This window comes from Zhengella sp. (genome assembly GCF_041397485.1).
Lineage (GTDB): Bacteria > Pseudomonadota > Alphaproteobacteria > Rhizobiales > Rhizobiaceae > Zhengella.
This window is the reverse complement of sequence record NZ_JAWKWO010000005.1, coordinates 110,224-137,176: the sequence shown is the minus strand read 5'-3', so window position 1 is coordinate 137,176 and position 26,953 is coordinate 110,224. Positions and strand designations below refer to the sequence as shown.

The 26,953-nt window shown below is 63.6% G+C and carries 28 protein-coding genes; 14 read left to right on the top strand and 14 right to left on the bottom strand.

The features are described 5' to 3' along the window. The first annotated feature begins 3 nt into the window (after nt 1-3). Both R3D65_RS15550 and R3D65_RS15545 read left to right on the top strand, forming a co-directional pair. A complete protein-coding gene (locus R3D65_RS15550) occupies nt 4-528 on the top strand; it encodes a TRAP transporter small permease (protein ID WP_371276173.1) in 525 nt (174 codons plus the stop codon). Further along, a complete protein-coding gene (locus R3D65_RS15545; protein ID WP_371276172.1) occupies nt 525-1,850 on the top strand; it encodes a TRAP transporter large permease in 1,326 nt (441 codons plus the stop codon). Before R3D65_RS15550 ends, R3D65_RS15545 begins: the two co-directional genes overlap by 4 nt. An 86-nt stretch (nt 1,851-1,936) precedes the next feature. Here the strand turns inward: R3D65_RS15545 and R3D65_RS15540 are convergent, their stop codons facing one another. From R3D65_RS15540 to R3D65_RS15520, 5 genes are all read right to left on the bottom strand, one after another. Then, nucleotides 1,937-3,712 carry a SulP family inorganic anion transporter gene (locus tag R3D65_RS15540; RefSeq protein WP_371276171.1) on the bottom strand — a complete coding sequence of 592 codons (1,776 nt, stop codon included), beginning with the start codon at nt 3,710-3,712 and terminating at the stop codon, nt 1,937-1,939. Between the two features lie 117 nt (nt 3,713-3,829). Beyond that, nucleotides 3,830-4,165 (bottom strand): TIGR01244 family sulfur transferase, encoded by a 336-nt coding sequence (locus R3D65_RS15535; RefSeq protein ID WP_371276170.1) that lies wholly within the window; start codon nt 4,163-4,165, stop codon nt 3,830-3,832. A 72-nt stretch (nt 4,166-4,237) separates the two neighbouring features. Next, nucleotides 4,238-5,128: an MBL fold metallo-hydrolase gene (locus R3D65_RS15530; RefSeq protein WP_371276169.1), complete on the bottom strand. Its 891-nt coding sequence runs from the start codon at nt 5,126-5,128 to the stop codon at nt 4,238-4,240. 34 nt (nt 5,129-5,162) lie between these two features. Further along, nucleotides 5,163-5,600: a DUF6691 family protein gene (locus R3D65_RS15525; protein ID WP_371276168.1), complete on the bottom strand. Its 438-nt coding sequence runs from the start codon at nt 5,598-5,600 to the stop codon at nt 5,163-5,165. Between the two features lie 5 nt (nt 5,601-5,605). Beyond that, the gene (locus tag R3D65_RS15520; protein WP_371276167.1) at nt 5,606-6,109 is read right to left on the bottom strand and encodes a YeeE/YedE family protein; all 504 of its coding nucleotides are present in this window, start codon (nt 6,107-6,109) and stop codon (nt 5,606-5,608) included. Between the two features lie 60 nt (nt 6,110-6,169). On the opposite strand from R3D65_RS15520, the gene R3D65_RS15515 reads away from it, so the two are divergent. Further along, on the top strand, nt 6,170-6,502 hold the full coding sequence (locus R3D65_RS15515) for an ArsR/SmtB family transcription factor (protein WP_371276475.1): 333 nt from the start codon (nt 6,170-6,172) through the stop codon (nt 6,500-6,502). Nucleotides 6,503-6,541: 39 nt separating this feature from the next. On the opposite strand, the gene R3D65_RS15510 is transcribed toward R3D65_RS15515, so the two are convergent. From R3D65_RS15510 to pcaD, 6 genes are read right to left on the bottom strand one after another with little or no spacing between them, the layout of a single operon-like run. Beyond that, nucleotides 6,542-7,693: an acyl-CoA dehydrogenase family protein gene (locus tag R3D65_RS15510; RefSeq protein ID WP_371276166.1), complete on the bottom strand. Its 1,152-nt coding sequence runs from the start codon at nt 7,691-7,693 to the stop codon at nt 6,542-6,544. Between the two features lie 21 nt (nt 7,694-7,714). Continuing rightward, nucleotides 7,715-8,917, bottom strand: a complete 1,203-nt coding sequence (pimC, locus tag R3D65_RS15505; RefSeq protein ID WP_371276165.1) for a pimeloyl-CoA dehydrogenase large subunit — start codon at nt 8,915-8,917, stop codon at nt 7,715-7,717. Nucleotides 8,918-8,931: 14 nt separating this feature from the next. Then, nucleotides 8,932-10,113: an acetyl-CoA C-acyltransferase gene (locus R3D65_RS15500; protein ID WP_371276164.1), complete on the bottom strand. Its 1,182-nt coding sequence runs from the start codon at nt 10,111-10,113 to the stop codon at nt 8,932-8,934. Then, a complete protein-coding gene (locus R3D65_RS15495; protein WP_371276163.1) occupies nt 10,106-11,815 on the bottom strand; it encodes an AMP-binding protein in 1,710 nt (569 codons plus the stop codon). The genes R3D65_RS15500 and R3D65_RS15495 overlap by 8 nt, the downstream gene beginning before the upstream one ends. Next, nucleotides 11,812-13,896, bottom strand: coding sequence for a 3-hydroxyacyl-CoA dehydrogenase NAD-binding domain-containing protein (locus R3D65_RS15490; RefSeq protein WP_371276162.1), 2,085 nt, complete (start codon nt 13,894-13,896; stop codon nt 11,812-11,814). Before R3D65_RS15490 ends, R3D65_RS15495 begins: the two co-directional genes overlap by 4 nt. Nucleotides 13,897-13,939: 43 nt before the next feature. Next, complete coding sequence (gene pcaD, locus R3D65_RS15485; protein WP_371276161.1) at nt 13,940-14,734, bottom strand: 3-oxoadipate enol-lactonase; 795 nt, start codon at nt 14,732-14,734, stop codon at nt 13,940-13,942. 167 nt (nt 14,735-14,901) lie between these two features. Here pcaD and R3D65_RS15480 point away from each other — a divergent pair, with 167 nt between their 5' ends. Further along, nucleotides 14,902-15,858, top strand: coding sequence for an MBL fold metallo-hydrolase (locus R3D65_RS15480; RefSeq protein ID WP_371276160.1), 957 nt, complete (start codon nt 14,902-14,904; stop codon nt 15,856-15,858). A gap of 44 nt (nt 15,859-15,902) precedes the next feature. On the opposite strand, the gene R3D65_RS15475 is transcribed toward R3D65_RS15480, so the two are convergent. The 3 genes from R3D65_RS15475 to R3D65_RS15465 form a co-directional block, all read right to left on the bottom strand. Further along, nucleotides 15,903-16,997, bottom strand: a complete 1,095-nt coding sequence (locus R3D65_RS15475; protein WP_371276159.1) for a YeeE/YedE family protein — start codon at nt 16,995-16,997, stop codon at nt 15,903-15,905. A gap of 179 nt (nt 16,998-17,176) precedes the next feature. Next, nucleotides 17,177-17,536, bottom strand: coding sequence for an ArsR/SmtB family transcription factor (locus tag R3D65_RS15470; RefSeq protein ID WP_371276158.1), 360 nt, complete (start codon nt 17,534-17,536; stop codon nt 17,177-17,179). An 85-nt stretch (nt 17,537-17,621) separates the two neighbouring features. Further along, the gene (locus tag R3D65_RS15465; protein ID WP_371276474.1) at nt 17,622-17,906 is read right to left on the bottom strand and encodes a transcriptional regulator; all 285 of its coding nucleotides are present in this window, start codon (nt 17,904-17,906) and stop codon (nt 17,622-17,624) included. A 184-nt stretch (nt 17,907-18,090) separates the two neighbouring features. Between R3D65_RS15465 and R3D65_RS15460 the strand changes: the two genes are divergently transcribed. The 10 genes from R3D65_RS15460 to R3D65_RS15415 all read left to right on the top strand — a co-directional run bounded on the left by R3D65_RS15460 (nt 18,091) and on the right by R3D65_RS15415 (nt 26,925). After that, complete coding sequence (locus tag R3D65_RS15460) at nt 18,091-18,858, top strand: cytochrome c biogenesis CcdA family protein (RefSeq protein WP_371276157.1); 768 nt, start codon at nt 18,091-18,093, stop codon at nt 18,856-18,858. Nucleotides 18,859-18,869: 11 nt separating this feature from the next. Then, nucleotides 18,870-19,454 (top strand): SoxW family protein, encoded by a 585-nt coding sequence (locus tag R3D65_RS15455; protein WP_371276156.1) that lies wholly within the window; start codon nt 18,870-18,872, stop codon nt 19,452-19,454. 168 nt (nt 19,455-19,622) lie between these two features. Beyond that, entirely contained in the window at nt 19,623-20,093 is a 471-nt protein-coding gene (gene soxX, locus R3D65_RS15450; protein WP_371276155.1) for a sulfur oxidation c-type cytochrome SoxX, read from the top strand. A 23-nt stretch (nt 20,094-20,116) separates the two neighbouring features. Next, nucleotides 20,117-20,572 (top strand): thiosulfate oxidation carrier protein SoxY, encoded by a 456-nt coding sequence (gene soxY, locus R3D65_RS15445; protein WP_371276154.1) that lies wholly within the window; start codon nt 20,117-20,119, stop codon nt 20,570-20,572. 24 nt (nt 20,573-20,596) lie between these two features. Continuing rightward, nucleotides 20,597-20,923, top strand: a complete 327-nt coding sequence (soxZ, locus tag R3D65_RS15440) for a thiosulfate oxidation carrier complex protein SoxZ (protein WP_371276153.1) — start codon at nt 20,597-20,599, stop codon at nt 20,921-20,923. A 94-nt stretch (nt 20,924-21,017) separates the two neighbouring features. Next, nucleotides 21,018-21,842: a sulfur oxidation c-type cytochrome SoxA gene (soxA, locus tag R3D65_RS15435; RefSeq protein ID WP_371276473.1), complete on the top strand. Its 825-nt coding sequence runs from the start codon at nt 21,018-21,020 to the stop codon at nt 21,840-21,842. Between the two features lie 150 nt (nt 21,843-21,992). After that, on the top strand, nt 21,993-23,687 hold the full coding sequence (gene soxB / locus R3D65_RS15430) for a thiosulfohydrolase SoxB (protein WP_371276152.1): 1,695 nt from the start codon (nt 21,993-21,995) through the stop codon (nt 23,685-23,687). A gap of 101 nt (nt 23,688-23,788) precedes the next feature. Next, the gene (gene soxC / locus R3D65_RS15425) at nt 23,789-25,069 is read left to right on the top strand and encodes a sulfite dehydrogenase (RefSeq protein WP_371276151.1); all 1,281 of its coding nucleotides are present in this window, start codon (nt 23,789-23,791) and stop codon (nt 25,067-25,069) included. Continuing rightward, entirely contained in the window at nt 25,053-26,129 is a 1,077-nt protein-coding gene (locus R3D65_RS15420) for a c-type cytochrome (protein WP_371276150.1), read from the top strand. Before soxC ends, R3D65_RS15420 begins: the two co-directional genes overlap by 17 nt. Nucleotides 26,130-26,175: 46 nt before the next feature. After that, nucleotides 26,176-26,925 (top strand): c-type cytochrome, encoded by a 750-nt coding sequence (locus tag R3D65_RS15415; protein ID WP_371276149.1) that lies wholly within the window; start codon nt 26,176-26,178, stop codon nt 26,923-26,925. Nucleotides 26,926-26,953 lie beyond the last annotated feature (28 nt).

Below are 26,953 nucleotides of genomic sequence, written 5' to 3'. Positions count from 1 at the left end.
GAAATGGCGCGCGCCATTGAACTGCTGGCACGCACACTGGCGCTTCTGGGCGGCCTTGTGCTGGTCGCACTCACGGTCATTACATGCGTGTCGATCGCCGGACGCGCCATGATTTCATTGGGCCTTGGCCCTGTCCCCGGCGATTTCGAACTGGTCGAGGCCGGCGTTGCCTTCGCCATTTTCGCCTTCCTGCCCTGGTGCCAACTCAATCGCGGCCATGCCACGGTGGATCTCTTCACCAGTTTCCTGTCGGAGCGGACGAACCGCTGGATCGATCTCGTCTCCGAGATCGTCATGGCGGTGATCATCGTCGTCCTCACCTGGAAGCTGAAGGACGGCATGTTCGACAAGATGCGATACCATGAAACGACCTTCATCCTGCAATTCCCGGTCTGGTGGGCCTACGCGGCAAGCCTCGTGGCAGCCGTCGTCGCCTGCATCATTGCGCTCTGGATGGTCTATGTCCGCGTGATGGAGGTCAGAACCGGCAAGTCCGATTTCGGCCCCGGCCTGGGAGTTCACCATTGACCCATCTTGAAATCGGCATCTGGTCCTTCCCGGTCCTGCTTCTGCTCATCTTCCTGCGCCTGCCCATCGGCCTTTCCATGCTGGTCGTCGGCATGGTCGGCTCATGGCTGGTCAGCGATTTCAACTGGCTGCCCATCATGGCCAAGTTGAAGAACGAGACCTTCTCCACCTTTTCCAGCTATTCGCTTTCCATTGTTCCGCTGTTCTTCCTGATGGGCCAGTTCGCCACGCTGGGCGGCATGTCGCAAGCCCTTTTCAAGGCCGCGGAGACATGGATGGGACACCGCAAGGGCGGTGTGGCCATGGCGGCCGTCGGCGCCTGCGCCGGCTTCGGCGCCATTTGCGGTTCCTCGCTCGCCACCGCCGCGACCATGAGCCAGGTCGCCCTGCCGGAATTGCGCCGCTATGGCTATTCCGGCGCGCTGGCAACGGGAACCCTGGCCGCCGGTGGCACGCTCGGCATTCTCATTCCGCCCTCGGTCGTGCTGGTCATCTATGCCATCCTGACCGAGCAGAACATCGCCAAGCTCTTCGTCGCGGCCTTCGTGCCGGGCATCTTGGCGGCCATCGGCTACATGATCGCCATCTCGATCTATGTCCGGCTCTATCCGAAATCGGCGGGCACCCGCGAGCGCGCGCCCTATGCGGAGCGCTTTCGCGCCCTGTTCGATGTCTGGCCGGTGCTGATCGTCTTCCTGCTCGTGGTCGGCGGCATCTACATGGGCTGGTTCACGCCCACCGAGGGCGCGGCAGTCGGGGCGGCCGGTACGGGCCTCATCGCCTTCTTCAATGGCGGGCTGACCCGGCGCACCCTGATGGATTCGATCCTGGCCACCGCATCGGCAACGGCGATGATCTTCTTCATCGTCTTCGGCGCGTCCATCTACAACGGCTTCCTGGCGCTCTCCCAGGTGCCTCAGGAAGTGGCCGAATGGGTCGTCACCCAGGGGTTCAATCCGTGGGTGGTCCTTGTCTTCATCCTCGTTGTCTACCTTGTCCTCGGCTGCGTCATGGATTCGCTTTCCATGATCCTGCTGACGATCCCGATCTTCTTCCCCATCGTCTCCGGCCTCGACTACGGCCTCACGCCGGAGGAATTCGCCATCTGGTTCGGCATCCTCGTCCTGATCGTCGTCGAGGTGGGACTGATCACGCCACCGGTGGGCATGAATCTCTTTGTCATCAATTCCATGGCCAGGGATACGCCGATCGCCGCCACCTATCGCGGCGTCCTGCCCTTCGTGACGTCGGACCTGTTGCGCACCGCGATCCTGGTCATCTTCCCGTCGCTGACGCTGGGGCTGATGCGGCTGCTCTATTGATCCGGTCCTGACCCGCGATCCGAACAGGAAAAAGCCGGCTGCGCCATTTGCGCTGCCGGCTTTTGCCCTTCAGCAATCGCGGTGGCCTATTGCGCCGCCCTGGGCGCGCTGCGCACCCGGCCTTCCAGCCGCCCGCCCAGTTCGCACACCGCCTGGTACTGGGTCAGGAAGACCTTGCCCGTCATGTGATGGAAGAAGTCCGAGCGCTTCAGCCGGTCCATGACCGGCCCCTTCACCTCAGACATGTGGAACGTCACGCCGAGAGACTTGAGCCGCTCGTTGATCGCCTCGATCGATTCGAGCGCACTCATGTCGATGGCGTTTACCGCCGGGCACATCAGGATGACGTGTTTCAGTTCCGGCCGCCGGGCGACCATGTCGTAGACCCGGTCTTCCAGATAACGTGCATTGGCGAAATACAGGCTCTCATCGACCCTCAGCGTCAGAATGGCCGGATCGGTCACCACGTCGTGACGCAGCACGTTGCGGAAATGCTCTGTGCCGGCCACCTGGCCCACGATTGCCATGTGCGGCTTGGACGAGTTGTAGAGATGGATCAGGACAGAGAGCGCGACACCGGCTGAAACACCGAGTTCCACGCCGAGGAACAGCGTGACGAGGATCGTGGCGGCCACGGCGATGAAATCGGCCTTGGAATAGGTCCAGGTCTTCTTGAGGATCGAGAAATCCACCAGCGACAGCACGGCAACGATGATGGTTGCGGCCAGCGTTGCCTGCGGCAGGAAGGCCAGCAGCGGGGTCAGCACGATGGTGGCAATCGCGAGGCCGACGGCTGTCATGGCACCGGCCGCCGGCGTTTCCGCCCCGGCATCGAAATTCACCACCGATCGGGCAAACCCGCCGGTCACCGGATAGCCGCCTGTCATGCCGGACGCCACATTGGCGGCGCCCAGGCCGATCAGTTCCTGGTCCGGGTTGATCCGCTGGCGCTTCTTGGCGGCCAGCGTCTGTGCCACCGACACCGATTCCACGAAGCCGATCACGGAGATCAGCACCGCCGAGCCGATCAGGCTGGCCCAAAGGTCCGGCGAGAAGGAGGGGATGGTCAACGGCGGCAGGCCTTGCGGAACGTCACCGACCAGCTTCACCCCCCGTTCGCCGAGCCCGAAGGTGAAGGCAATCAGCGTGGTGACGGCCACGGCCGCCACCGGTCCGGCCTTGGCCAGGATATCGGCACTTTTCGGGCCAAGGCCCCTGGCCAGAAGAAGCGGCTTCAGGCCCTTTCGCACCCAGAACAGGAAGGCCGTGGACGCAACCCCGATCACCAGTGTGACAGGGTTCGTCTCCGGCAGGTGCGAGATCAGTGACGCGACGAGTTCGTACAGGTTGTGCCCGTTCGCCTGAACGCCGAGAATGTGCTTGAGCTGGCTCGCGGCGATGATGATGCCGGACGCCGTGATGAAGCCGGCGATCACCGGATGGGACAGGAAATTGGCCAGAAAACCCAACCGGAAGGCGCCAAGCGCCAGCAGGAACAGGCCTGACATGAAGGCCAGCGTGATGGCCGCGGCCATGTATTCCGGCGTCCCGGTCTGGGCGATGTTGCCCACCGCGGTCGCTGTCATCAGCGAGACCACGGCGACCGGGCCGACGGCCAGTGCCCGGCTTGTGCCGAACAGGGCATAGGCGACAAGCGGCAGGATGGAGGCGTAAAGGCCCATTTCCGGCGGCAGGCCCGCCAGCAGCGCATAGGCCAGCGATTGCGGGATCAGCATGATGGTCACGATGACCGCCGCGACCAGGTCGTTGACCGCCGTGTCCCTGTTGTAGTCGCGGCCCCAGTCGAAAACCGGCATGACCTGCCGGATGCGGCTGCCAGCCGCCTTCACGATGTCATTCATAGCCTCTTGCGCGTCCGGCGCGCCCCCTTCTTGGTCCGGTGTGATGTCCGCGTCCGGCCGTGCCATGCCGGTTCGCGGTCGCAGCCCGTGCCGGCCGGGGCGTCCGGTCCGGCGTAATCAGCCCCGCATGCGCTCCACCAGCATGTACAGGTTCATGCTGCGCGTACCGCTCCGGCAATAGGCCAGGATCGGGCGCGGCATGGCGTCGATGGCGGCCGTCATGTCCGCCACGTCTTGCGGCGTGATGGAGCCCGGCACGACGGGGATGAACCGGAATGTCAGTCCGGCCTCCTTTGCAGCCGCCTCGATGAGCGCATGGTCCACGGCGCCTTCTTCCGTGTCCGGCCGGTTGCAGACCAGGCTCTTGAAACCCGCATCCGCGATCGGCTTGACATGTTCCGGTCCGATTTGCGGCGCAACGGCGAAATCTGGCGTGAGCTGGCGGATCTCCATGGAATCTATCCCTCGTCATGGACGGGCCGGGGCCTGTTCTGATCTCGTGGCCCGGCCCGGTGGTTGGTGTCGTCAAAGTCCGTTGACCGGAACCTTGAGGAATGTCTTGCCGCTTTCGTCCTTCGGAGGCAACTGGCCGGCGCGCATATTCACCTGCAAGGACGGGATGATCAGCTTCGGCATGTCGAGCGTGGCGTCGCGCGCCTCGCGCATGGCGACGAACTCGTCCTCCGAAACGCCGTCGCGAACATGGATGTTGTGCGCCCGCTCCGCCGCGACAGTGGTTTCCCACTGGATGTCGCGTCCGTTCGGGCCATAGTCGTGACACATGAAGAGGCGCATTTCGCCCGGCAGTTCGAGAACGCGCTTGATGGAACGGTAGAGCGTGCGCGCGTCTCCGCCGGGAAAGTCGGCGCGCGCCGAGCCGCCATCCGGCATGAACAGCGTGTCGCCGACAAAGGCGGCATTGCCGATCACATGCGTCATGCAGGCCGGCGTGTGGCCGGGCGTGTGCATGGCATGGGCCGTCATGGAGCCGATGGAATAGCTGTCGCCGTCCTTGAAAAGCTTGTCGAACTGCGAACCGTCGCGCTGGAACTCGGTGCCCTCGTTGAACACCTTGCCGAATGTGTCCTGCACGATCCGGATGTTCTCGCCAATGCCGATCTTGCCGCCAAGCTTGCCCTGGATATAGGGCGCGGCGGAGAGATGGTCGGCATGGACATGGGTCTCGATGATCCATTCCAGCTTCAGGCCATTGGCCTTGATGTGCTCGATGATGCGGTCCGCGCCATCATAGGTGATGCGGCCCGCCGCATAGTCGATGTCCATCACCGAATCGATCACCGCGCAGGCATTCGAGGCCGGATCCTTGACGACATAGGAGATCGTGTTCGTCGGCTCGTCGAAGAAGGCCGTCACTTCCGGCTTGACCGACATGTCGGGCGTGAAGGGCAGGGACATGATTTGCTCCTCGTTTTCGGATTGCGTGTTCCGCTCAGGCCGCGTTCAGCCTGAGCGAGCGGTGCAGGGCCATGCGGGCGGCAACGATGCCGGCCATCATGGCAATAAGGAAGATGGCTGTGGGGCCGAAGCCGATGCCCAGCGCCGGAACCGCGCCGCCGGGACAGAACCCGGCAATGCCCCAGCCCACGCCGAAGGCCGCCGAGCCGCCGATCAGCTTGGCGTCGATGCTGCGGCTGGTCGGCACGAAATACTTCGGCGCGAACAGCGGTTTCCGCGTGGCGCCGAACAGGATCCGGTAGCCGATCGCGGTGGGAATGAGCGCACCGCCCATCACGAAGATCAGGCTGGGATCCCAGGCCCCGGCGACATCGAAGAAATTGACGACCTTGGCCGGGTTGGCCATGCCGGAAATGGCGATGCCGATGCCAAATACCAGGCCGGCGGCCAAGGCTGAAAGAACCGGTTTCATCGTGCTCATCCTCCGATCACGTGGCGCATGACATAGACCGTAAGACCGGTCGTGATCATGAAGGTGACAGTGGCTATGATGGAGCGCGGCGAGAAGCGGGCCATGCCGCAGACGCCATGGCCGGAGGTGCAGCCGGACCCGTAGACGACGCCCATGCCGACGATGAAGCCGCCGACGATCATGGCCGGCATGGAGACCGGAACCGCAAAGGGCACCACGCCGCCGGCGGCCATGTAGAGAACCGGACCGATGATTGCGCCGGCAAGAAAGGCGATTCGCCAGCCATTGTCTTTCGCGTATGGCGGCAGGATGCCGCCGACAATGCCGGTCATGCCCGCGATGCGTCCGTTGAATGCCATCAGCATGACCGCCGAAAGGCCGATCAGAAGGCCGCCGAAAAGCGACTGATACGGCGTGAAATCCGTTTCCATGCGTTTCCCTCCTCGTCTGTTTTCAAATGGCGGCTTGTGTTTCGCCGCTCTGATTGCTACATATGTGAAAGTGTTCATATATGCAAGACCAAAGATGTGTGTGCGATGACGACACAAGACAATGGCACCGAAGTGCAGATGGATATTGGTGAAATAGAGAAGTCGGCCGAGGATGCCGCCAGCCTTCTGGCGGTCATGGCCAATTCGAACCGCCTGATGATCCTGTGCCACCTGATGAATGGCGAAATGGCCGTTCAGCCGCTCGCCGATGCCGTGGGCATGACCCAGTCGGCCTTGTCCCAGCAGCTATCGAAGCTGCGAGCGCTGAAACTGGTTTCGACGCGGCGTGACGGCCGCACGATCTACTACTCCGTCACCTCCGACAAGGTCTGCCGCGTGCTCGAAACGCTCTACGACATCTATTGCGCGCCCCGAAAGGCCGGCCAGAACAGCGAAGCCGCCGCGGTGTGATGCCGCGACGGCTCCCTTGCCGATGGCCTCCGGCAGTCCCTATGCCGCCTCGAACAGTCCGCCCTGTGCCGTCAGCTTCGCCAGGTGATGGTCGGTATCGCCGAACAGGATGTCGATCATGGTGATGCGCTTGAAATAGTGCCCGATCGCATATTCCATCGTCATGCCGACGCCGCCGTGAAGCTGGATGGCGTTTTCGCCCGCCAGCCGTCCGCCGCGCCCGATTTCCGCCTTGGCCGCCGAAATGGCGCGCCCGCGTTCAAGGGCGTCGTCACTGTCGGCCATCATCGTGGCATACATGGTGATGGAGCGGGCCTGTTCCAGCGCGATGAACATGTCCACCGCGGCATGTTGCAACACCTGGAACTTCGCGATCTCGACGCCGAACTGCTTGCGTGTCTTGAGATACTCGACCGTCAGCTTTTCCATGACCTCCATGATGCCGACGGCTTCGGCGCAAAGCGCGGCGATGGCCTGGTCTGTCACCTTGGCGATCAGCGGGAAGGCGCCGCCCTCGGCCCCGAACAGGCGTGAGGCATCCACGGTGACGTTTTCCAGCGTCACCTCCGCCGCCCGCGAACCGTCCTGAAGCCGGTAGCCGCGCCGTGACAGCCCGTCCGCATCGGCATCGACGAGAAAGACGCACAGTCCGTCTTCGTCGCGCACGCCGCCGGAGACGCGGGCGGATACGAAGACCTTGTCCGCCGTGTCGCCATTGAGAACGATGCTCTTGGCGCCGTTGAGAATGTAGGATCCGCCCTGCTTCGTCGCCGTGGTCTCGACATGGGCGAGATCGTAGCGCGCATGGCGTTCTGTATGGGCGAAGGCCAGCTTCAGCGAGCCTTCCGCCAGTGCCGGCACCAGTTCGCCGCGCTGGGCCTCACTGCCGCCTTCGCGCAGGAAGCCGCCGCCCAGCACCACGGTGGCGAACCACGGCTCCAGAACCAGCGCGCGGCCGAAGCTCTCCATCACCAGCATGATGTCTTCGGCCCCGCCGCCAAGGCCGCCATCGGCCTCGGCGAAAGGCAGCATCATCAGGCCCATCTCGGCATAGCGCGCCCACATGGCCTGACTGTAGCCCTCGGGCTCCGCCATGTGCCTGTTGCGGTCCTCGAACGCGTATTCGTTGGCGAGCATCCGGTCGAGCCCGTCCTTGAGCATGGTTTGCTCTTCGCTCAGATCAAAGTCCATTGTCCGTGTCCTGTCTGGGTCTCAAAGCCCCAGCACCGCCTTGGCGATGATGTTCTTCTGGATTTCGTTGGAACCGCCATAGATCGAAACCTTGCGGTTGTTGAAATAGGACGGCGCGGCATGCGCGGCATGGTCCGGGCCGACCGGCGGCTCGTTCCAGCCGTCGCCCGTGTCATGCTGCAGCGGCATGGCATAGGGGCCCATGACTTCCATCAGCAGATGCGTGGTGGCCTGCTGGATCTGCGATCCCTTGATCTTCAGGATCGACGAAGCCGGATCGGGCTTGCCGGTATTGCCGCGCTTGGCTTCCGCCGCGACGACCCGCAACTGGGTCATTTCCAGCGCCTTGAGATCGATCTCCACCGAAACGAGTTTTTCAAGGAAGCGCATGTCCTCGATCAGCGGCCGCCCGCCCGCCATTTCCTTGCCCGCCAGTTCACGGATGCGTGCGATCCGCTGCTTGGTCATGCCGATGCGGGCAATGTTGGTGCGTTCGTTGCCGAGCAGGAACTTGGCATAGTCCCAGCCCTTGTTTTCCTCGCCCACCAGGTTTTCCACCGGCACCTTGACGTCGGTGAGGAAGACCTCGTTGATCTCCCGGCCGCCGTCGATGGTCACGATCGGGCGCACCTCGATGCCGGGCGTCTTCATGTCGATCAGCAGGAAGGAAATGCCTTCCTGCTTCTTGGCCTGCGTGTCCGTGCGCACCAGGCAGAAGATCCAGTCGGCATATTGCGCCAGCGTGGTCCATGTCTTCTGCCCGTTGACGATGTAGTGGTCGCCCTCGCGCACCGCCCGCGTCTTCAGCGAGGCGAGGTCGGAGCCGGCGCCCGGCTCGGAGAAACCCTGGCACCACCAGTCGTCCAGGTTGGCGATGCGTGGCAGGAAATGCTTTTTCTGCGCTTCGTTGCCGAAGGTGTAGATCACCGGACCAACCATGTTGACGCCGAAGGCCAGCGGCGCAGGGCAGGGGAATTTCTGCAATTCCTCCAGAAAGATGTACTGCTTCATCGGGTCCCAGCCCGTGCCGCCCCATTGCTCTGGCCAGTGCGGCACCGCCCAGCCCTTCTCGTTCAGGATGCGCGTCCAGCGCACAAGCCCTTCCTTGTCCGGGTATTCGCCATGGATCATGGCGTCGTGAATGTCCTTGGGCAGGGCTTCGCGGAAGAAGGCGCGGACCTCCTCGCGAAACCTGTTTTCCTCGTCGGTAAAGCGAAGATCCATACCCGTGTCTCCCCTCAAACGATCTCGAACAGGCCGGCAGCACCCATGCCGCCGCCGATGCACATGGTCACCACGGCATATTTCACGCCGCGCCGCTTGCCCTCGATCAGGGCATGGCCGGCCAGGCGCGATCCGCTCATGCCATAGGGGTGGCCGACCGAGATGGCGCCACCATTGACATTCAGCTTCTCCGGGTCGATGCCCAGCTTGTCGCGGCAATAGATCACCTGCACGGCGAAAGCCTCGTTCAACTCCCACAGGCCGATATCGTCGACGCTCAGGCCATGGCGCTGAAGCAGGCGCGGCACGGCGAAGACGGGGCCGATGCCCATTTCGTCAGGCTCGCAGCCCGCCACGTTGAAGCCGCGCAGGATGCCCATCGGCTCAAGGCCCTTCTGCTCGGCGAATTTCGACGAGACCATGACATTCGCAGACGCGCCGTCGGAAAGCTGCGAGGCATTGCCGGCGGTGATCGTGCCGCCCTCGTAGACCGGCTTCAGCCCGGCCAGACCCTCCGCCGTGGTACCCGGACGCGGCCCCTCGTCATGGGCAATTTCCACGTCCGTATGGCTGACCTCCTTCGTCTGCTTGTCGATCACCGCCATCGTCGCCTTGATCGGCGCGATCTCGGCATCGAAGCGGCCGGCCTCGCGCGCGGCCGCCGTGCGGCGCTGGCTTTCGAGGCCATATTCGTCCATCTGCTCACGCGAGATGCCGTAGCGCTTGCCCACGATCTCCGCCGTGTCGATCATCGGCAGGTAGACCTCCGGCTTGATCGCCATGAGGTTGTCGTCCTTGAGCATGTAGGTGTTGCGCTTGTCGTTCTGCACGAGGCTGATCGATTCCAGCCCGCCGGCAATGCCCGCGTCCACCCCGTCATTGCGAATGGCATTGGCCAGCAGCGCCATGGATTGCAGGCCGGACGAGCACTGGCGGTCGATCGTGGTGCCCGCGGCCGTCACCGGCAGGCCGGCGGTCAGCAGCGCGCGCCGCGCCACGTTGAGGCCCGTCGCGCCTTCCTGCATGGCGCAGCCCATGATGACATCCTCGATCTGGCCGCCTTCCAGGCCGGAGCGCTCCAGCGCATGGCGGATGGCATGGCCGCCCAGCGTCGCGCCGGGCGTGTTGTTCAGCCCGCCGCGATAGGCCTTGCCGATGGGTGTGCGGGCGGTGGATACGATGACGGCGTCAACCATGGTTTTCTCCCTTGCGGTCGTTGAGGGCGGCGCGGGCTTTCCCGGCTGCCTCGCGTTTGAGTTCGATTTTCGAAAGCTTGCCCACCGGCGTGCGCGGCAGGCTGTCGCGGATTTCCAGCGCGCGCGGCATTTCATGCGGGCCGAGGCGCTCTTTCAGATGGTCCTGCAGGGCTTCCAGCGTCAGGTCCGGCGCGCCGTCGCGCAGCTTCACGAAAGCCTTGGCACTCTCGCCGCGATAGCCGTCCGGCACGCCGATCACCAGCGCTTCCTCCACGTCCGGATGGGTGTAGATCGCCTGCTCGATCATCTGCGGATAGACATTGAAGCCGCCGGAAATGATCATGTCTTTCTTGCGGTCGACAATGGTGAAGAAACCGTCCTCGTCCATGAAGCCGATATCGCCGGTCAGGAACCAGCCATCGGCAAAGCTCGCTTCCGTTTCCTCCGGCCGGTTCCAGTAGCCGGACGTGACATTGTTGCCGCGGATCGCCAGTTCGCCGGTCTCGCCTTGCGGCAGTTCGCGGGCAGGATCGGCCAGGTCGACCACGCGCAGGAAACAGCCGGGCAGGGGAATGCCGATCGTCCCGGCCTTGTGCGGCCAGCCGCGCGGCAGGTTGGTGCCCGCCGGCGACGTCTCGCTCATGCCCCAGCCGCCGAGCAGTTCGAGCCCGGTCTTGGCCGTGAAGCGTCGCGCCACTTCCACCGGCATGGGCGCGCCGCCCGAAGCCGCCAGCGTCAGCGCCGACAGGTCGCGCTTCTCGAAACCCGGCGTCTGCGTCATGGCGATCCACATGGTTGGTACGCCGGGCAGCACATTGGCGCCCGCCTCGATCTCGTCGAGCGCCGAGGCCGGATCGAAGCGCGTGCGCAGAAGGCAGCGGTTGCCGCCCTTCAGGCTGCGCAGCAGAACCGCCGACAGGCCATAGATGTGGAACAGCGGCAGATAGACAAGTACGCTCTCGCCCTCCGGCCGGGTCAGGCCCCAGATGTCATACCATGCGGTGTAGGAGGACACCGCGCCGGAAATGTTGCGATGCGTCAGCATGGCCGCCTTGGGCATGCCGGTCGTGCCGCCCGTATATTGCAGCAGCGCGAGATCGTCGATGCCGGTCGCCACCCGGGGCGGGCTGCCGGCCCCGGCAACGAAATCGCGATGGGCCGTGATGGCTGCGCCGTCCGGCATCGGTCCGGTCTCGCTGCTGTCACCCCATGCGGCATCGTCGAACACGACAACCCGCTCCGCCAGTCCCGTCTCCGCCAGCCCGGTCGCGCCGGCGGCAAGTTTGCCGAGATTGGTGGTCACCAGCATGCGCGCGCCCGAATCGGTCAGCTTGTGCGCCAGCACGGCCGGCGCGTCGAGCGGGGAGAGGTGGACCACCACCGCGCCAATCTTCATCAGCCCGAAAAACGTGACCGGATGGGCCGGCGTGTTGGGCAGAAGCAGTGCGACGCGGTCGCCCTTCCTGATCCCGGCCCGCGAAAAGCCGGCCGCGGTCTCGTCCGCCATCCGGTTGAGATCACCATAGGAGATGGACCGTCCGCGAAACGCCAGCGCGATCCGGTCCGGATGGTCGCGCGCCCCGTCTTCCAGGATCGACTGGACAGGAAAAAGCGGCAGCGCCGCCGGGTCTGGAAGGCAGCCTTCCGGATAGACCTTTTCCCAGGGCCAGCCACCGGCCGGCGGGGCGGGCAGCATCGTCATGCGGCGTCCTTGAAGCGCTTGCCCTCGACCGCCAGCTTGCGCAGCAGCGGCGACACCTCGAACACCGGGTTGCCGGTGCGGCCATGCCAATGGTCGAGGCGCTCGACGATCGTGCCGAGGCCGACGGTCTCGGCGCAATGCATCGGGCCGCCCTTTCCGACGGGAAAGCCGTAGCCGTAGATCCAGACGACATCGATGTCGGACGCCCGCTGGGCGATGCCTTCCTCCAGGATTTTCGCGCCCTCGTTGATCATCGGGTAGATCGTGCGCTCGATGATCTCGTCGTCGGAAATGTCCCGCCGGTTCACGCCCTGCGCGGCAGCCGTGTCGAGGATCAGTTTTTCCACCCACGCATCGGGCAGCGGCGTGCGCCCGTCCTCGTAGCGGTACCAGCCAGCACCCGTCTTCTGGCCGTAGCGACCGGCCTCGCAAAGCGGATCGCCAAGCGCTGCGGTCTTGCCGAGCGACTTGCGCGTGCGCCAGCCGATGTCGTTGCCGGCAAGATCGTACATCTGGAACGGACCCATGGGCCAGCCGAAGTCGCGGAACGCCTTGTCCACCGTCTCCGGCATGGCGCCTTCCAGCAGCAGCGCCTCCGACTGCGCCGACCGCGCCGCCAGCATGCGGTTGCCCACGAAGCCGTGGCACACGCCCACGACAACGGGCACCTTCTTCGCCTTCTTGCCCACTGCCATGGCGGTAGCCAGAACGTCCGGCGCGGTTTCCTTGCCACGCACGATTTCCAGCAGTTTCATGACATTGGCGGGCGAGAAGAAGTGCATGCCGAGCACATCCTGCGGCCGGCTGGTGAAGGAGGCGATCCGGTCGACGTCGAGATAGGACGTGTTGGAGGCCAGCACCGCGCCGGGCTTGGCGACCGCGTCCAGTTTCTTGAACACCTGTTCCTTGACGCCCATCTCCTCGAACACCGCTTCGATGATGATGTCGCAATCGGCGAGATCGTCATAGGAAGTGGTTGGCGTGAAAAGCGCCATGCGCTTGTCCACGTCGTCCGCCGTCATGGAGCCGCGCTTGACGGAAATGTCGTAATTGGTGCGGATGCGCTCCAGCCCCTTGTCGAGCGGCTCCTGCGCCATTTCCAGGATGGTCACCGGAATGCCGCCATTGACCAGCGACATGGCGATGCCGCCGCCCATCGTGCCTGCGCCGATGACGCCGGCCTTCTTCACCGCGCGCGGCTTGACGTCCTTCGTCACGCCGGCGACCTTTCCCGCCTCGCGTTCGGCGAAGAAGAGATGGCGCTGGGCGCGCGACTGGTCGGAATCGAGCAGCTTGAGGAAGATTTTCAACTCTTCCGCATAGCCTTCCTCGAACGTCATGGTGATGGCATTGCGCACCGACTGCGCGCAGGCATGCGGGGCGTCCAGTCCGCGCGCCTTCTTCGTCACCTCCTTCACCAGCGCGTCGAAACCGGCAATGTCGGCGCGCGCGGCGGCGATCTTGTCGTCGCGGTCACGCGGCAGCGGCGGATGCTTGCCGTCCTGGATGGCCTTGCGCAGGAAATCCACCGCGCCGGCGGTCAGGTCCTCGTCCTCGACAATGGCGTCCACCAGTCCGTCCGCCAGACACTCCTTCGCCGGCATGAACCGCCCGGCGACGATCACCTTCACGGCCTTTTCCGGCCCGATCACGCGCGGCAGCCGCTGCGTGCCGCCCGCACCCGGGATGAGGCCGAGCTTGACCTCCGGCAGGCCGCACATGGCCTGCGCGACCGCAACCCGGTAGCGGCAGCCGAGCGCCAGTTCCAGCCCGCCGCCCAGCGCCGTGCCGTGAATGGCCGCCACGGTGGGCTTGTCGCCATAGCTTTCCAGCGTGGCGATCAGGTCGAGCAGGCTTGGCTCCAGACGCGGTCCGCCGAACTCGGAAATGTCGGCGCCGGCCACGAAGGTGCGCCCGGCGCATGCCAGAACGACACCCTTGACGCTGTCATCGTCGCGCAGCGCGATCAATGCCTCGTTGAGCGGCTTGCGCATGGCGTGGCTGAGCGCGTTGACGGGCGGATTGTCGATGGTGACGATCGCGATTTCATTGTCGCGCGTAACGGTGACGATGTCGCTCATAAATCCTCCGGAAGAGCAAAGGCTGGTTTTCGTGTCGCGGCGTTCAGACGCCGCCCGGTTGAGAAAGAAAATCGTCGATCAGCCGCGCCGTCGCCTCCGGCTGCTCGACGCAAGGGATGTGGCCCGCGCCGGGAATCGCCTCGAAGCGGGCGCCGGAAATGCTGCGCGCCATGGCCTGCACCAGCGAAGGCGGCGTGGAGCCGTCCTCCGCCCCCGCCAGCGCCAGCACCGGCAGGTCGAGCGCCGCCGTCGAGGCGGTCAGGTCGGCATCGCGCAGCGCCGCGCATGTTCCCACATAGCCCTCGACCGGAGAACGGGTGAGCATGGCCTTCATGCCGGCAAAGACCGGATTGCCGGCCGTGCGGAAATCGCCGGTGAACCATTTTTCCATCACGCCGTCGGCCAGCGCGGCAATGCCATCGGCCTCGACCGCGGCGATGCGCTGGTTCCAGCCCGCCGTGTCGCCGATCCTTGCAGCCGTGCCGATCAGCACCAGGCGCTCGACGAGGGCAGGGCGCGCAGCCGCCACGGCCTGGGCGATCATGCCGCCGACCGACAGGCCGCAGACATGGGTGCGTTCGATGCCCAGATGCGTCAGCAGGGCGATCAGGTCGCCGGCATGATCCTCCATCCGGTAAGGAGCCGGTGTCGCCTCGGAAAGGCCATGACCGCGCTTGTCATAGCGGATCATGCGGAAACGGCCGGCAAGCGCCTCCACGACGCCATCCCAGATGCGGAAATCGGTGCCGAGCGAATTGGCGAACACCAGGACCGGCAAGCCCCGCTCCCCCGTATCGCCAAAATGAATCGTCACGCCATTGACGCGTGCGAACCGCATTCCCGGTTCCTCCCTTTTCCGGACATACTACCGAGTATGTTGGAATTTCGCTGTCCGGTCAATCATCATGCGGGCGGGAAAGGCAGGAAAACAAATTCAAACAATTGAATGTTTGGTCCGGACATGCTTTTCTGAACAAGACAAAATGCCTTTCAGGGAGGAAAACCATGCGCCGTGACGCCAAGGTCATCGCGGACCAGTTCAGACTGACCCGCCGTCAGACACTCATGCTCGGAAGCGCGGGACTGGCCGCGCTGGCCATGGGACTGTCTGCGCGTCAGGCCCGCGCCGTCGGCAATGCAACACTCGGCGACGCCGATGTGACCATCGTTTCGGACGGCACGCTCACCCTGCCGCTTTCCTTCATCGCGCCGGATGTGCCGGCCGCTGAAATCGAAGCCCTGCTCAAGGCCAACGGCATGGCGACCGATGCCATCACACCGGATTGCAACGTCACCTTCTTCCGGTCCGGCGACAGGCTCGCCATCTTCGATGTCGGGTCGGGATCGAATTTCATGCCGACCGCCGGCGACCTGATCGCCAACATGGAAGAAGCAGGCATCGATCCGGCGGACGTGACCGATGTCATCTTCACCCATGCCCATCCCGACCATCTCTGGGGCCTGGTCGACGATTTCGACGAACTCGTCTTCCCGGACGCCAACTATTTCATGGGACAGGCGGAATGGGACTACTGGCGGGCCGATGACACGCTGGACAACATGCCGGAAGAGCGCAAGTCCTTCGTGGTCGGGGCGCAGAACCGGCTGGCTTTCCTGGAAGACCGCATCAACCTGATCCGCCCCGGCGCCGAGGTCATCCCCGGTGTCGAGGCAATCGACACGTCCGGTCATACGCCGGGCCATCTGTCCTACATGCTGCATTCGGGCTCCGAGTCCATGCTGGTCATCGGCGATGCCATCTCCAATGCGGTGATTTCCTTTGCCCATCCGGAATGGCCTTCGGGCAGCGACCATGACCCGCAAAAGGGCATCGAGACCCGCACCGCCCTGATCGACAGGCTTGCCGCCGACAAGTCCCGCATCATCGGCTATCACCTGCCGCATCCGGGTCAGGGCATGGTGGAAAGGGACGGCTCGGCCTACCGCTTCGCCGCAGGCTGATCGTGGGCGGCCCTGCGCTGCCCACGGCTGTTGGCGCTTGAACGCTATTCCGCCGGATTGTGGCCCGTCCGGCGGAACGCGGAGGCAACGGATCCTTCCAGCAGCCAGGCAAGGCCCATGCGCGCGCCAAGGGCGATGGACGCCATGACGACCGGGGCCGATATGGCGAGCGTCGAAACGGCCGTCACGCCCTGCCCGATGGTGCAGCCCATGGCGAAGACGCCGCCCGTGCCCATGAGAAAGCCGCCGGCCATGTGCCGCGACAATTCCCGGGCGTCGTCGCAGGCCTCCCAGCGCATGTCGTCGGCCAGCCAGGCGCACAGCGCCGCGCCGCACACCACGCCCACCATCAGACCCACGCCATAGTCCGGAACGACACCGGTAAATGTGGCGAAATGCATGATCGTGTCGCCGATCGGCACGACGAAGGATCCGGCTTCGATCTGCACCGGCTCGAAGGCGTGGAAGGCGGCTGTCGATGTGGCCCACCAGCCAAAGGCGACGGCAAGGCCGATGACGATGCCCGACAGGATGCGCGCCCGGTTGCGCCGGAAGGCCGCGTCGCGAAAGGCCCAGAACAGAAGGCCCAGCACAACGGCCGCGGCCACGATGAGCGACAGATCCCGGCCCGCGAGATGGGACAGGATGGCGCCGAGCGACTGGCTTTCCAGCGGGGAAAGGTCGATGGCGACATTGTCCACGATCTGCACGCGCACCTGCGCGATCAGCCCCTTCTGGGCTGCAAGCGCCGACAGCCCCAGGACCAGCAGCACCACGACCGAGCGCAGGCTGCCGCCGCCCGAGCGCACCAGCGCACCGAACCCGCAGGTTCCCACCAGGGCCATGCCGAAACCGAAGGCCACGCCGCCGATGATCGCACCGGTGAGGCCGAAGAGCGGCGAGAGGTAGAACGTGCCGGCGATGTCGGCAAGGCCGGTATGGATCATCGCTTGCGTGGCGAAAAGCGCGACGGCAGCGGCCAGGATCCAGCTTGAGAGACCCGTCGAATCGCCCGCGTACCAGTGACGCTCAAGCGCCGACAGGGTGCAGAAATGCGTTCGCCGGGCGGCATAGCCCATCACCAGGCCGGCCAGGAGACCGGCAAGCGGCAGGAACCACGGCGATTCCGCAATCTCCATCAGCGTTTCCTCCGGGCGGTTCCGCCGGCTGGCAGGCCGCCTCCTTGTTCTGGAAATGATCCTAGCTGCCATATTGGCAGAGCGCAATCGAGCAGGCTCTGCGGTGACCATGACTGCCACAGCAAAAAGCCGGCGCGGGAGCCGGCTTGGTCCATGATAGGGAATGTGGCAGCCGTGACCTACTCGGCGGCTTTCCGTTCATCGTCGCGCACCGGTGCGCAGAAAAGGCCGTAAAGCGTCTCGATCACCGGCGCCACTTCCTCGTTGGCCAGCGAATAGTAGATCATGCGCCCCTCCCGCCGCGTTTCCACCAGCTGGTCGAAGCGCAGACGTGCAAGCTGCTGCGACACCGCTGCCTGCGGCATGTCCATGATCGATTCCAGTTCGGAAACCGATTTCTCGCCTTCGGCCAGCAGGCACAGGATCAACAGCCGGCTTTCATGGCTGAGTGCCTTGAGCAGGTCGCTGGCCTTGCGAGCCTGGGCGATGAGTACGTTCATGTCCTCCGGGGCAGAGGGATCGAATTTTGGAAGTGCCATGGTTTTTTCCCCGCCATCCAAGGCGCCGTCGGCAACCGACAGTACATGTAAACATTTTCATTCTAGCATGCTGCAATGCGAAAGATCAATCCGCGGGCAGTTTGCCGATCAGTTCGCCGGCCAGATACCAGAAAAACTCGTCTCCTGGATAGCCCCTGATCCGGCCGATCTCCCTGCCGTCGTCGATGAGCACGAATGTCGGCGTGAACCGTTCCCGCGCGACGAAGTCCAGATCCGCCGGCCATGCCCTGGTGATGTCAACCCGGCGCAGCGGCGCGGCCTTGCCTTCGTCCGTGTTCGGCCATGCCGGTGCGATTTCCGCATTGAAGCGCTTGCACCACGCGCAGCCCGGCTGTTCCAGCATCAGCATTTCGGCTGCCGGGGCGGGCAGGGCAGTCAGGGCGAGAAGGCCGGCTGTGGCCAGGGCTGCGATGGATTTCACGAAAGCACCTCATTTTGAGATTGCAACATATAGCTTTTCTCGCATACATTCCAGCCCTCATCCGGTAAGTGAGGACGGCTGCAGGCTTGCAGGACGGATGACGGGAGGAACAATGCTGGATGTCAGTCTGTGGGGCGCGCTCGTGGCAGGAATCCTGTCTTTCGTGTCGCCATGCGTATTGCCGATCGTACCACCTTACCTGGCCTGGCTGGCGGGCCTGAGCTTCGAGGAATTGCAGGCCAGCGAAACGCTTTCCGGCCGCTCGCGCAAGATCGTTCTGGCCGCATTTGCCTTCGTGCTCGGTTTCTCGACGGTTTTCATCATGCTGGGCGCCACGGCTTCCGTTTTCGGTCAGGCCATGCGCGAAGCCCTGGCCTGGTCGATCCGCGTCGGTCCGCTGGACATAAATGTCCTGGCGGCCGTCGCCGGTCTCGTCATCCTCGTCATGGGCCTGCATTTCCTGGGCGTCTTCCGGATCGGCCTGCTTTACCGCGAGGCTCGCGTGCAGGTGGATCGCAAGCCCGCCGGCCTCGCCGGCGCCTATGTCATCGGCCTTGCCTTCGCCTTCGGATGGACGCCATGCGTGGGCCCCGTGCTGGCCGCGATCCTGTTCGTTGCCGGCACCGAGGATACGGCGGCGCGAGGCGCCATGCTGCTCGGCGCCTATTCGCTCGGCATTGGCGTGCCCTTCATCCTGGCCGCCCTCTTCGCCAGCCGTTTCATCGGCGCCGCCCAGCGGTTCAAGCGTCACATGCACAAGGTGGAAATGGCCATGGGCGGGCTTTTGGTGATAACCGGTATACTGTTCATCACGGGCCAGATGTCGCGGATCGCCCAGTGGCTGATCGACACGTTTCCGGCCTTCCAGACCATAGGTTGAGGAGAAAGCGCATGATTCGCCTGTTTGCCCTGTTTGCCTTGTTCCTGTTGCCAATCGCTGCCCAGGCCGCGGAGATCGGCGATGACGGTCTCCACAAGCAGGCCTGGTTCGCCAACACCTTCCGGGATGTCGCCGAGGACATCGAAACCGCCGCCTCCGAGGGCAAACGCCTGGCCATCGTGTTCGAGCAGCGCGGTTGCATCTATTGCCGCGCGATGCACGAAAAGATCCTGTCCGATCCCGAGGTCGCCGATTACATCAAGGCCAATTACATGGTCGTGCAGTACAACATGTTCGGCGACACCGAGGTGACCGATCTGGACGGCGAGGAGCTTTCCGAGAAGAACGCCGCGCGCAAGTGGGGCTTCGTCTTCACGCCAACGATCGTCTTCCTGCCCGAGGCGGTGCCTGAAGGCGAAACCACGGTTGCCAAGGCCGCCGTCGCCATCATGCCCGGCGCCTTCGGAAAGAACACCTTCCTGAACATGTTCCGCTGGGTGCGCGAAAAGGGCTATGAGGGAGAAGAGCACTTCCAGAAGTATCATGCCCGCATAATCAACGAGATGCGCGCGGCCGGCCGGCTCGACAGCGAGTGATTGCTGCGAATGCGAACGACTTGCTGCAACGCAGCATTGCATATGCGACGAATGACACATATTAAAATTCATATCCATGCATTGAAAGCGGGATTGACAAGCGCTAAGGTGCGCGACTGAAGACAAGGGGGAGGCGGAGCAACCGCCTGCCGGAATAGCGGAGGAGACATGAACCCGATGAAGCTGGGCACAGGACTGGTAACATTTGCGGCGGCCATGGCCGTTGCTGCCGTTGCGGGTGCAGCGGAAGTGGCGCCCGATGGCGTCGAATTCACCGACGACGGCGTCATGGCGTCGCTGACGGGCCAGGCGGGCGATCCCGCCGCCGGTGCCGAGGCGTTCAAGAGCCGCAAGCTTGGCAATTGCCTTGCCTGCCATGCCAACAAGGACATGGAGAACGAGCTTTTCCATGGCGATGTCGGCCCGTCCCTCGATGGCGTTGCCGACCGCTGGAGCGAGGCGGAACTGCGGGCCATCGTGGTGAACTCCAAGAAGATTTTCAGCGACGAGACCGTCATGCCCGGTTTCTATTCGCTGGAGGTGGGCAAGGAGCCGGCTGAGCAGTTCGTCGGCAAGACGATCCTGACTGCGCAGCAGGTTGAGGACGTGGTGGCCTATCTGGCCACGCTGAAGGAATGATTGGCAGAAAGGAGCCTCATGCCATGAAGATGACAAGACGACAGGCCCTCGGGTTCAGCGCTGCCGCGGCCGCATTTGCGGTGACGGGCTTCCGCGCCGCGCCCGCTTTGGCCTCTGCTGAAGCAACCGAAAAGGCGATCATGGAGTTCACCGGCGGCAAGACGCCGGAGAGCGGGAAGATTTCGCTCAACACGCCGGAAATCGCGGAGAACGGCAACACCGTGCCCGTCACCGTCGAGGTGGAAAGCGCCATGGAAGGCGACGACCTCGTCGAATCGGTGCTCGTGCTGGCCGACGGAAATCCGAGCCCGGGCGTGGCCACGTTCCACTTTACCTCGCTTTCCGGTGCGGCCCTGGCCACGACGCGCATTCGTCTCGCCAAGACGCAGGACGTGGTTGCCGTCGCGAAGATGAAGGACGGCTCGGTCTACATGGACAGGAAGCAGGTCAAGGTCACCATCGGTGGCTGCGGCGGCTGATCAAGGGAAACGAGGTAGAAGAAAATGGCTAAGTCCAAACCCCGCGTGAAGGTCCCGAAGTCGGCATCGGCCGGCGAGGTCATCACCATCAAGACCCTGATCAGCCACGAGATGGAATCGGGTCAGCGCAAGGACAAGGATGGCAATCCGATCCCGCGCCAGATCATCAACAAGTTCAGCTGCGAGTTCAACGGCCAGCCGGTGTTCTCCTGTGATCTCGATCCGGCCGTGTCGGCCAATCCGTATTTCGAGTTCAATGCCAAGGTCAACGAGAGCGGCACGTTCAAGTTCACCTGGGTGGATGATGACGGTTCGGTCTATGAGACCGAGAACGAGATCACGGTAAAATAAGAACGATGCGCCGGCCGCCGGTCACGTGACGGGCGCCGGCGAATGTTCCTGGGAGGGAAGACGCGTGAAGAAAACGACATTCATGACGGGCGCGATGCTGGGACTGGCACTGGCTGCCGGTACGGTGGCGCTGAAGGCCGATCCCGTTGACGATACGCTCGAGATCGACGGCAAGCCGATGGTCACCCGCACCGCGGCGCCGGAGGGGCATCCGTTCGACGAGGTTCTGTCGGGCTGGTTGTTCCGCGAGGCCGAGACCAGGGATCTGGAGCGTGATTCGTTCGAGAATCCCGGCATGCTGGCCGCCGAGGAGGGCGAGCAGATCTGGAACACTGTCGAAGGCACTGCGGGCAAGTCATGCGCGTCCTGCCATGGCGACGCGGCCGAAAGCATGAAGGGCGTTGCGGCCCACTATCCTAAATGGGATGCCGACGCCAAGCGCCCGATCAACATCGAGCTTCAGATCAACAAGTGCCGCGAAGAGAACATGGGCGCCGAGCCCTATGCCTTCGACAAGGGCGGCCAGAAGCCGTTGACGGTCTATATCAAGCACCAGTCGCTGGGCGAGCCGGTATCGGTTGACCTCAGCCAGGGCGAGCTTCAGTCCTGGTGGGAAAAGGGCAAGGAAGTCTACTACACCCGCACCGGCCAGCTGAACCTGTCCTGCGCCTCCTGCCATGAAGTCAACATGGGCAAGATGATCCGTGCGGACCATCTCAGCCAGGGACAGGTCAACGGCTTTCCGACCTACCGTCTGAAGTCCGGCCTCACGTCGGTTCACAACCGCTTCCGTGGCTGCATCCGCGATACGCGCGGAACCCAGCCCAAGGCGTTCTCGGACGAACTGATGGCGCTGGAGGTCTATGTGACCTGGCGCGGCACCGGCCTGTCGGTCGAGACGCCGGCCGTCCGCCAGTAAACGTTGCCTGCGCCGGAGGCGGCTTGCCGCTTCCGGCCGGTTGGCAGCAACCGGAAAATCTGAAGGGGCATGAATTCCGGGCCGAGCCGGCCCGGAGCCGTCCCTTCTTTGATCGAACAAGAACCTTGCGTGGACCGGAGACCCCGACCGATGCTGACCAGACGTGAATTCCTGATGGCAACAGCCGCCCTGTCGGCAATCACCGGCCCGGCCCTGGTCGGAAACTGGTCGCGCGCCGCCGCGCAGCAGGCGCTGAGCGAGGAGAGCCTGCTGGCGCAGGCCGATTACGGCAACGTGACGCTGGTCCACATCACCGACATCCACGCGCAGCTCAAGCCGGTCTATTTCCGCGAACCGTCGATCAATCTGGGTGTCGGCGAGGTTCAGGGCCTGCCACCCCATGTGACCGGGGCCGATTTCCTCAAGCTTTACAACATCGAGCCGGGCAGCCCGCACGCCTACGCGCTGACGTCGCAGGATTTCGTGTCGCTGGCCAGGACCTATGGCAAGATGGGCGGCATGGACCGCGTCGCGACCGTGGTCAGGCGTATTCGCGCCGATCGCGGTGACGACAAGGTGCTGCTGCTCGATGGCGGCGACACCTGGCAGGGATCCTATACCGCGCAGCAGACCGAAGGCCAGGACATGGTCGATGTCATGAATGCGCTTCAACCCGATGCCATGACCGGCCACTGGGAGTTCACCTATGGCGCGGACCGGGTGAAGGAAGTGGTCGAAAGCCTGCCGTTCTCGTTCCTGGGCGGCAACATCTATGACGCCGAATGGGACGAGCCGGCCTTCGAGGGCTGGAAGATGTTCGAGAAGGGCGGCGCCAGGGTCGCCGTCATCGGCCAGGCCTTCCCGTATACCCCGATCGCCAATCCGCGCTGGATGTTCCCCAACTGGTCCTTCGGCATTCGCGAGGAGGATGTGATCCGCAACGTGCAGGAAGCGCGCGATGAAGGCGCCGATGTCGTGGTGCTTCTTTCGCATAACGGCTTTGATGTCGATCGCAAGCTGGCCGGCCGTGTCGACGGGATCGACGTGATCCTCACCGGCCACACCCATGACGCCCTGCCTGAACCGGTGATCGTCAACGACACGCTGGTCATCGCCTCGGGCTCCAATGGCAAGTTTGTCTCGCGCGTCGATCTGGATGTGCGCGACGGCAAGGTGCAGGGCTACCAGTACCGCCTGATCCCCGTCTTTTCCGATGTCATCACGCCGGATGCCGACATGACAGCGCTCATCGACAAGGTGCGCGCGCCATACGAAGCCGAACTGGCCCGTGTCCTCGGCCGCACCGATTCGCTGCTCTACCGGCGCGGCAATTTCAACGGCACCTTTGACGATCTTTTCTGCCAGGCGCTGCTGGAAGAACGCGAAGCCGACATTTCGCTGTCGCCCGGTTTCCGCTGGGGCACGACGCTGGTGCCCGGCCAGGACATCACCGTGGAAGACCTGCACAACGCCTGCGCCATGACCTATCCCGAAGCCTATCGCTCGATGATGTCGGGACAGATGCTCAAGGACATCATCGAGGACGTGGCCGACAACCTTTTCAATACCGATCCCTACTATCAGCAGGGCGGCGACATGGTCCGCATCGGCGGCATGGGCTACACCATCGACATCAACAAGCCGATGGGCTCGCGCATTTCCGGCATGACGCTCCTCAAGACCGGCGAAGCCATTGACCCGGCCCGGGAATATGCGGTGGCCGGCTGGGCCTCCGTCAACGAGGGCACCGAGGGTCCGGCCATCTGGGAAGTCGTCGAGAGCTATCTCGCGCGCAAGCCCGAGGTCTCGATCGAGGAAAACCGCTCGGTGATCGTGAACGCCTGATTGGCGGAAAGGATAGGAAGCCGGACAATCGACAGACGGTTTCCACCGTGATACATAGAATAATCTATATGTTTGAATAACAGCGATCCGGGAGGATAGCGATGACGCAGACAAACGGGAAAGGCGCTTCCAGGCGCAACTTTCTGAAAGCCGGCCTGGCCGGCGGCGCCGCGCTGGCGGCAGGGACGGTGGGCGCGCGCGCCGCGGGCGATCCGCTCATCACCGAATTGCAGGACTGGGCGACCTATACCGGTGACGGCGTGGACGCCACGCCCTACGGCCTGCCGATCGAGTATGAGAGCGATGTCATTCGCCGCAACGTGCCCTGGCTGACGGCGGACCCGATATCCTCCATCAACTTCACGCCGATCCATGCCCTTGACGGCACGATCACGCCGCAGGGCTGTGCCTTTGAGCGGCACCATTCCGGCGCCATCGAATTGCGCAAGGAAGACTACCGCCTCATGATCAACGGCCTGGTCGATCAGCCGCTTGTCTTCACCTATGCCGATCTTGAGCGCTTCCCGCGCGAAAACCATATCTATTTCTGCGAATGCGCGGCCAATACCGGCATGGAATGGGCCGGTGCGCAGCTTAACGGCGCGCAGTTCACCCATGGCATGATCCACAACATGGAATATTCAGGCGTGTCCCTGCGCACGCTCCTGGAAGAGGCCGGCCTCGATACCGCCGGCGACCTGAAGGACAAGTGGGTCTATGTCGAGGGCGCCGACGCCTCCTCCAATGGCCGCTCCATCCCCATGGACAAGGCGCTCGATGATTGCCTGGTCGCCTTCAAGGCCAATGGCGAGGCGCTGCGCAAGGAACATGGCTATCCGGTCCGCCTCGTCGTTCCCGGTTGGGAAGGCAACATGTGGGTCAAGTGGCTGCGCCGCATCGAGGTGACGGACGGGCCGGTGGAAAGCCGGGAGGAAACGTCCAAATATACCGATACGCTGGCCGATGGCACGTCGCGCAAGTGGACCTGGGTAATGGATGCCAAATCGGTCATCACCTCGCCCAGCCCGCAAATGCCGATCACCCATGGCAAGGGTCCGCTGGTGATCACCGGAATGGCCTGGTCGGGCCATGGACGCATCACCCGTGTGGACGTCTCCAGGGATGGCGGCAAGACGTGGGAGACCGCGCGCCTGGGCACGCAGGGCGGAAACAAGGCGCTCACCCGTTTCTATCTCGATACCGAATGGAACGGCGAGGAGATGCTGCTCCAGTCACGCGCCATCGATGAAACCGGCTATGTGCAGCCGACCAAGGCGCAGCTGCGCGCGGTGCGTGGCCTCAACTCGGTCTACCACAACAACTGCATCCAGACCTGGCATGTCAAAACGGACGGGACGGCGGAAAATGTCGAAGTTTCTTGATACAATTCTGGCGGCAACCACTGTTCTTGCCCTGGCCACCGCGGCCCATGCCGCCGATGCCGATGCCGGCGAGAAGGTCTTCAACAAGTGCAAGGCCTGCCATGCCGTGGGCGAGGGCGCCAGGAACAAGGTCGGTCCGGAACTCAATGACCTGTTTGGCCGTGAGGCCGGGTCTGTCGAAGGGTTCAAGTATTCCAGCGCCATGGCTGGGTCCGGCATCACGTGGAACGATGAAACCGTCGCGGCCTACCTTGCTGATCCCAAGGGCTACATCCCGAAGAACAAGATGGCCTTTGCCGGCCTCAAGAAGGAAGAAGACGTTGCAAACGTCATCGCCTATCTGAAGACGTTCTCCACGTCTGCCAGCGAGGAGAAGGCGCAAGCCGAACCGGCGAAGGAAGAAACGGTCGCGGCAGCCGAAGAAAAGCCGGCCGCAGATGCGTCGGGCGAAGGCCAGCCGGAACCGGCCGGTTTCGAGATGGTCAGGTCCAGGGGCAAGTTCGGCCTTGGCCGCCAGGCCACCGACGACGAGATCGCGGCCTGGGATGTCAATGTCATGCCCGATGGCACCGGCCTGCCGGTGGGTTCCGGCTCGGTAGCCGAGGGCGAGCCGCTCTTTTCCGAGAAATGCGCGGCCTGCCATGGCGAATTCGCCGAAGGCGTTGACAACTGGCCGAAACTGGCTGGTGGCGACGATACGCTTGCCGACGAGGATCCCCTGAAGACGGTTGGTTCCTACTGGCCCTACCTGTCGACGGCCTGGGACTATGTCCATCGCTCCATGCCTTTTGGCGGCGCGCAGGTGCTCACGCCGGACGAGACATATGCCATCGTCGCCTATATTCTCTATTCGAACTATCTGGTCGATGATGAATTCGTGCTGAGCAACGAGAACTTCCTTGATGTCGAGATGCCCAATGCCGACGGCTTCATCGTCGATGACAGGGCGGAAACGGAATATCCGCAGTGGCGTACCGAACCGTGCATGACCAATTGCAAGGATGATGTGAAGATCACGATGCGTGCCACCGTTCTCGATGTGACCCCGGACGAGGAATGATCCGGCGGCCGTGACGGCTGGCAGGCACGGTTCTGGGAGGAAGCCGATGCAGACCAGACAAGGGGTAGGGGGGCAGGATGGCCCTTCGGCAGCCAGGCGCGGGCTTTTCCGCGCACTCGCCGCCCTCTCGCTCGCTTTCGTGACACATGCCTTCGCCGGCGACGGGGATCCCGTTGCCGGCGAAAAGCTGTTCAAGGACTGCAAGGGCTGCCACGAGGTGGGCGAGAACGCCCGGCACAAGGTGGGCCCGCATCTCGACGGCATCATTGGGCGCACCGCCGGCAGTGCCGAGGGTTTCAAATATTCCAGGGCCTTGAGACAGGCGGGCGAGGACGGTCTCGTCTGGGACGCCGAAAAGCTCTCCGCCTATATCCAGAAACCGCGCGACTTCATCAGTGGCAATCGCATGAGCTATCGCGGCATGGCCGATGCGAAGGACCGCGCCGACCTGATCGCCTATCTTTCCCGTCAGGCCAGGGCCGCACCGGCCGAGGATACGACCGCCCGCACCAATACGGGCGTGACCGGCTTCGCCCAGATTGTCCTGCAGATGGAGGGCGATCCGGAATATGGCGAATATCTTTCCGGCGAATGCGTTACCTGCCATCAGGCCTCCGGCCATGCCGATGGCATTCCGTCGATCGTCGGCATCCCGAAGGATTACTTCGTTCGCGCCCTGTTCGAATACAAGAACAACATTCGCTCGAACGAGGTCATGAAGCTCCGCGTCGCCAACCTCACCAACGAGGAAATCGCCGCGCTCGCTGCCTATTTCAACGGTCTTGAACCACAATAGGCAGATTGCAGGATCGGTCAGTTAAGGA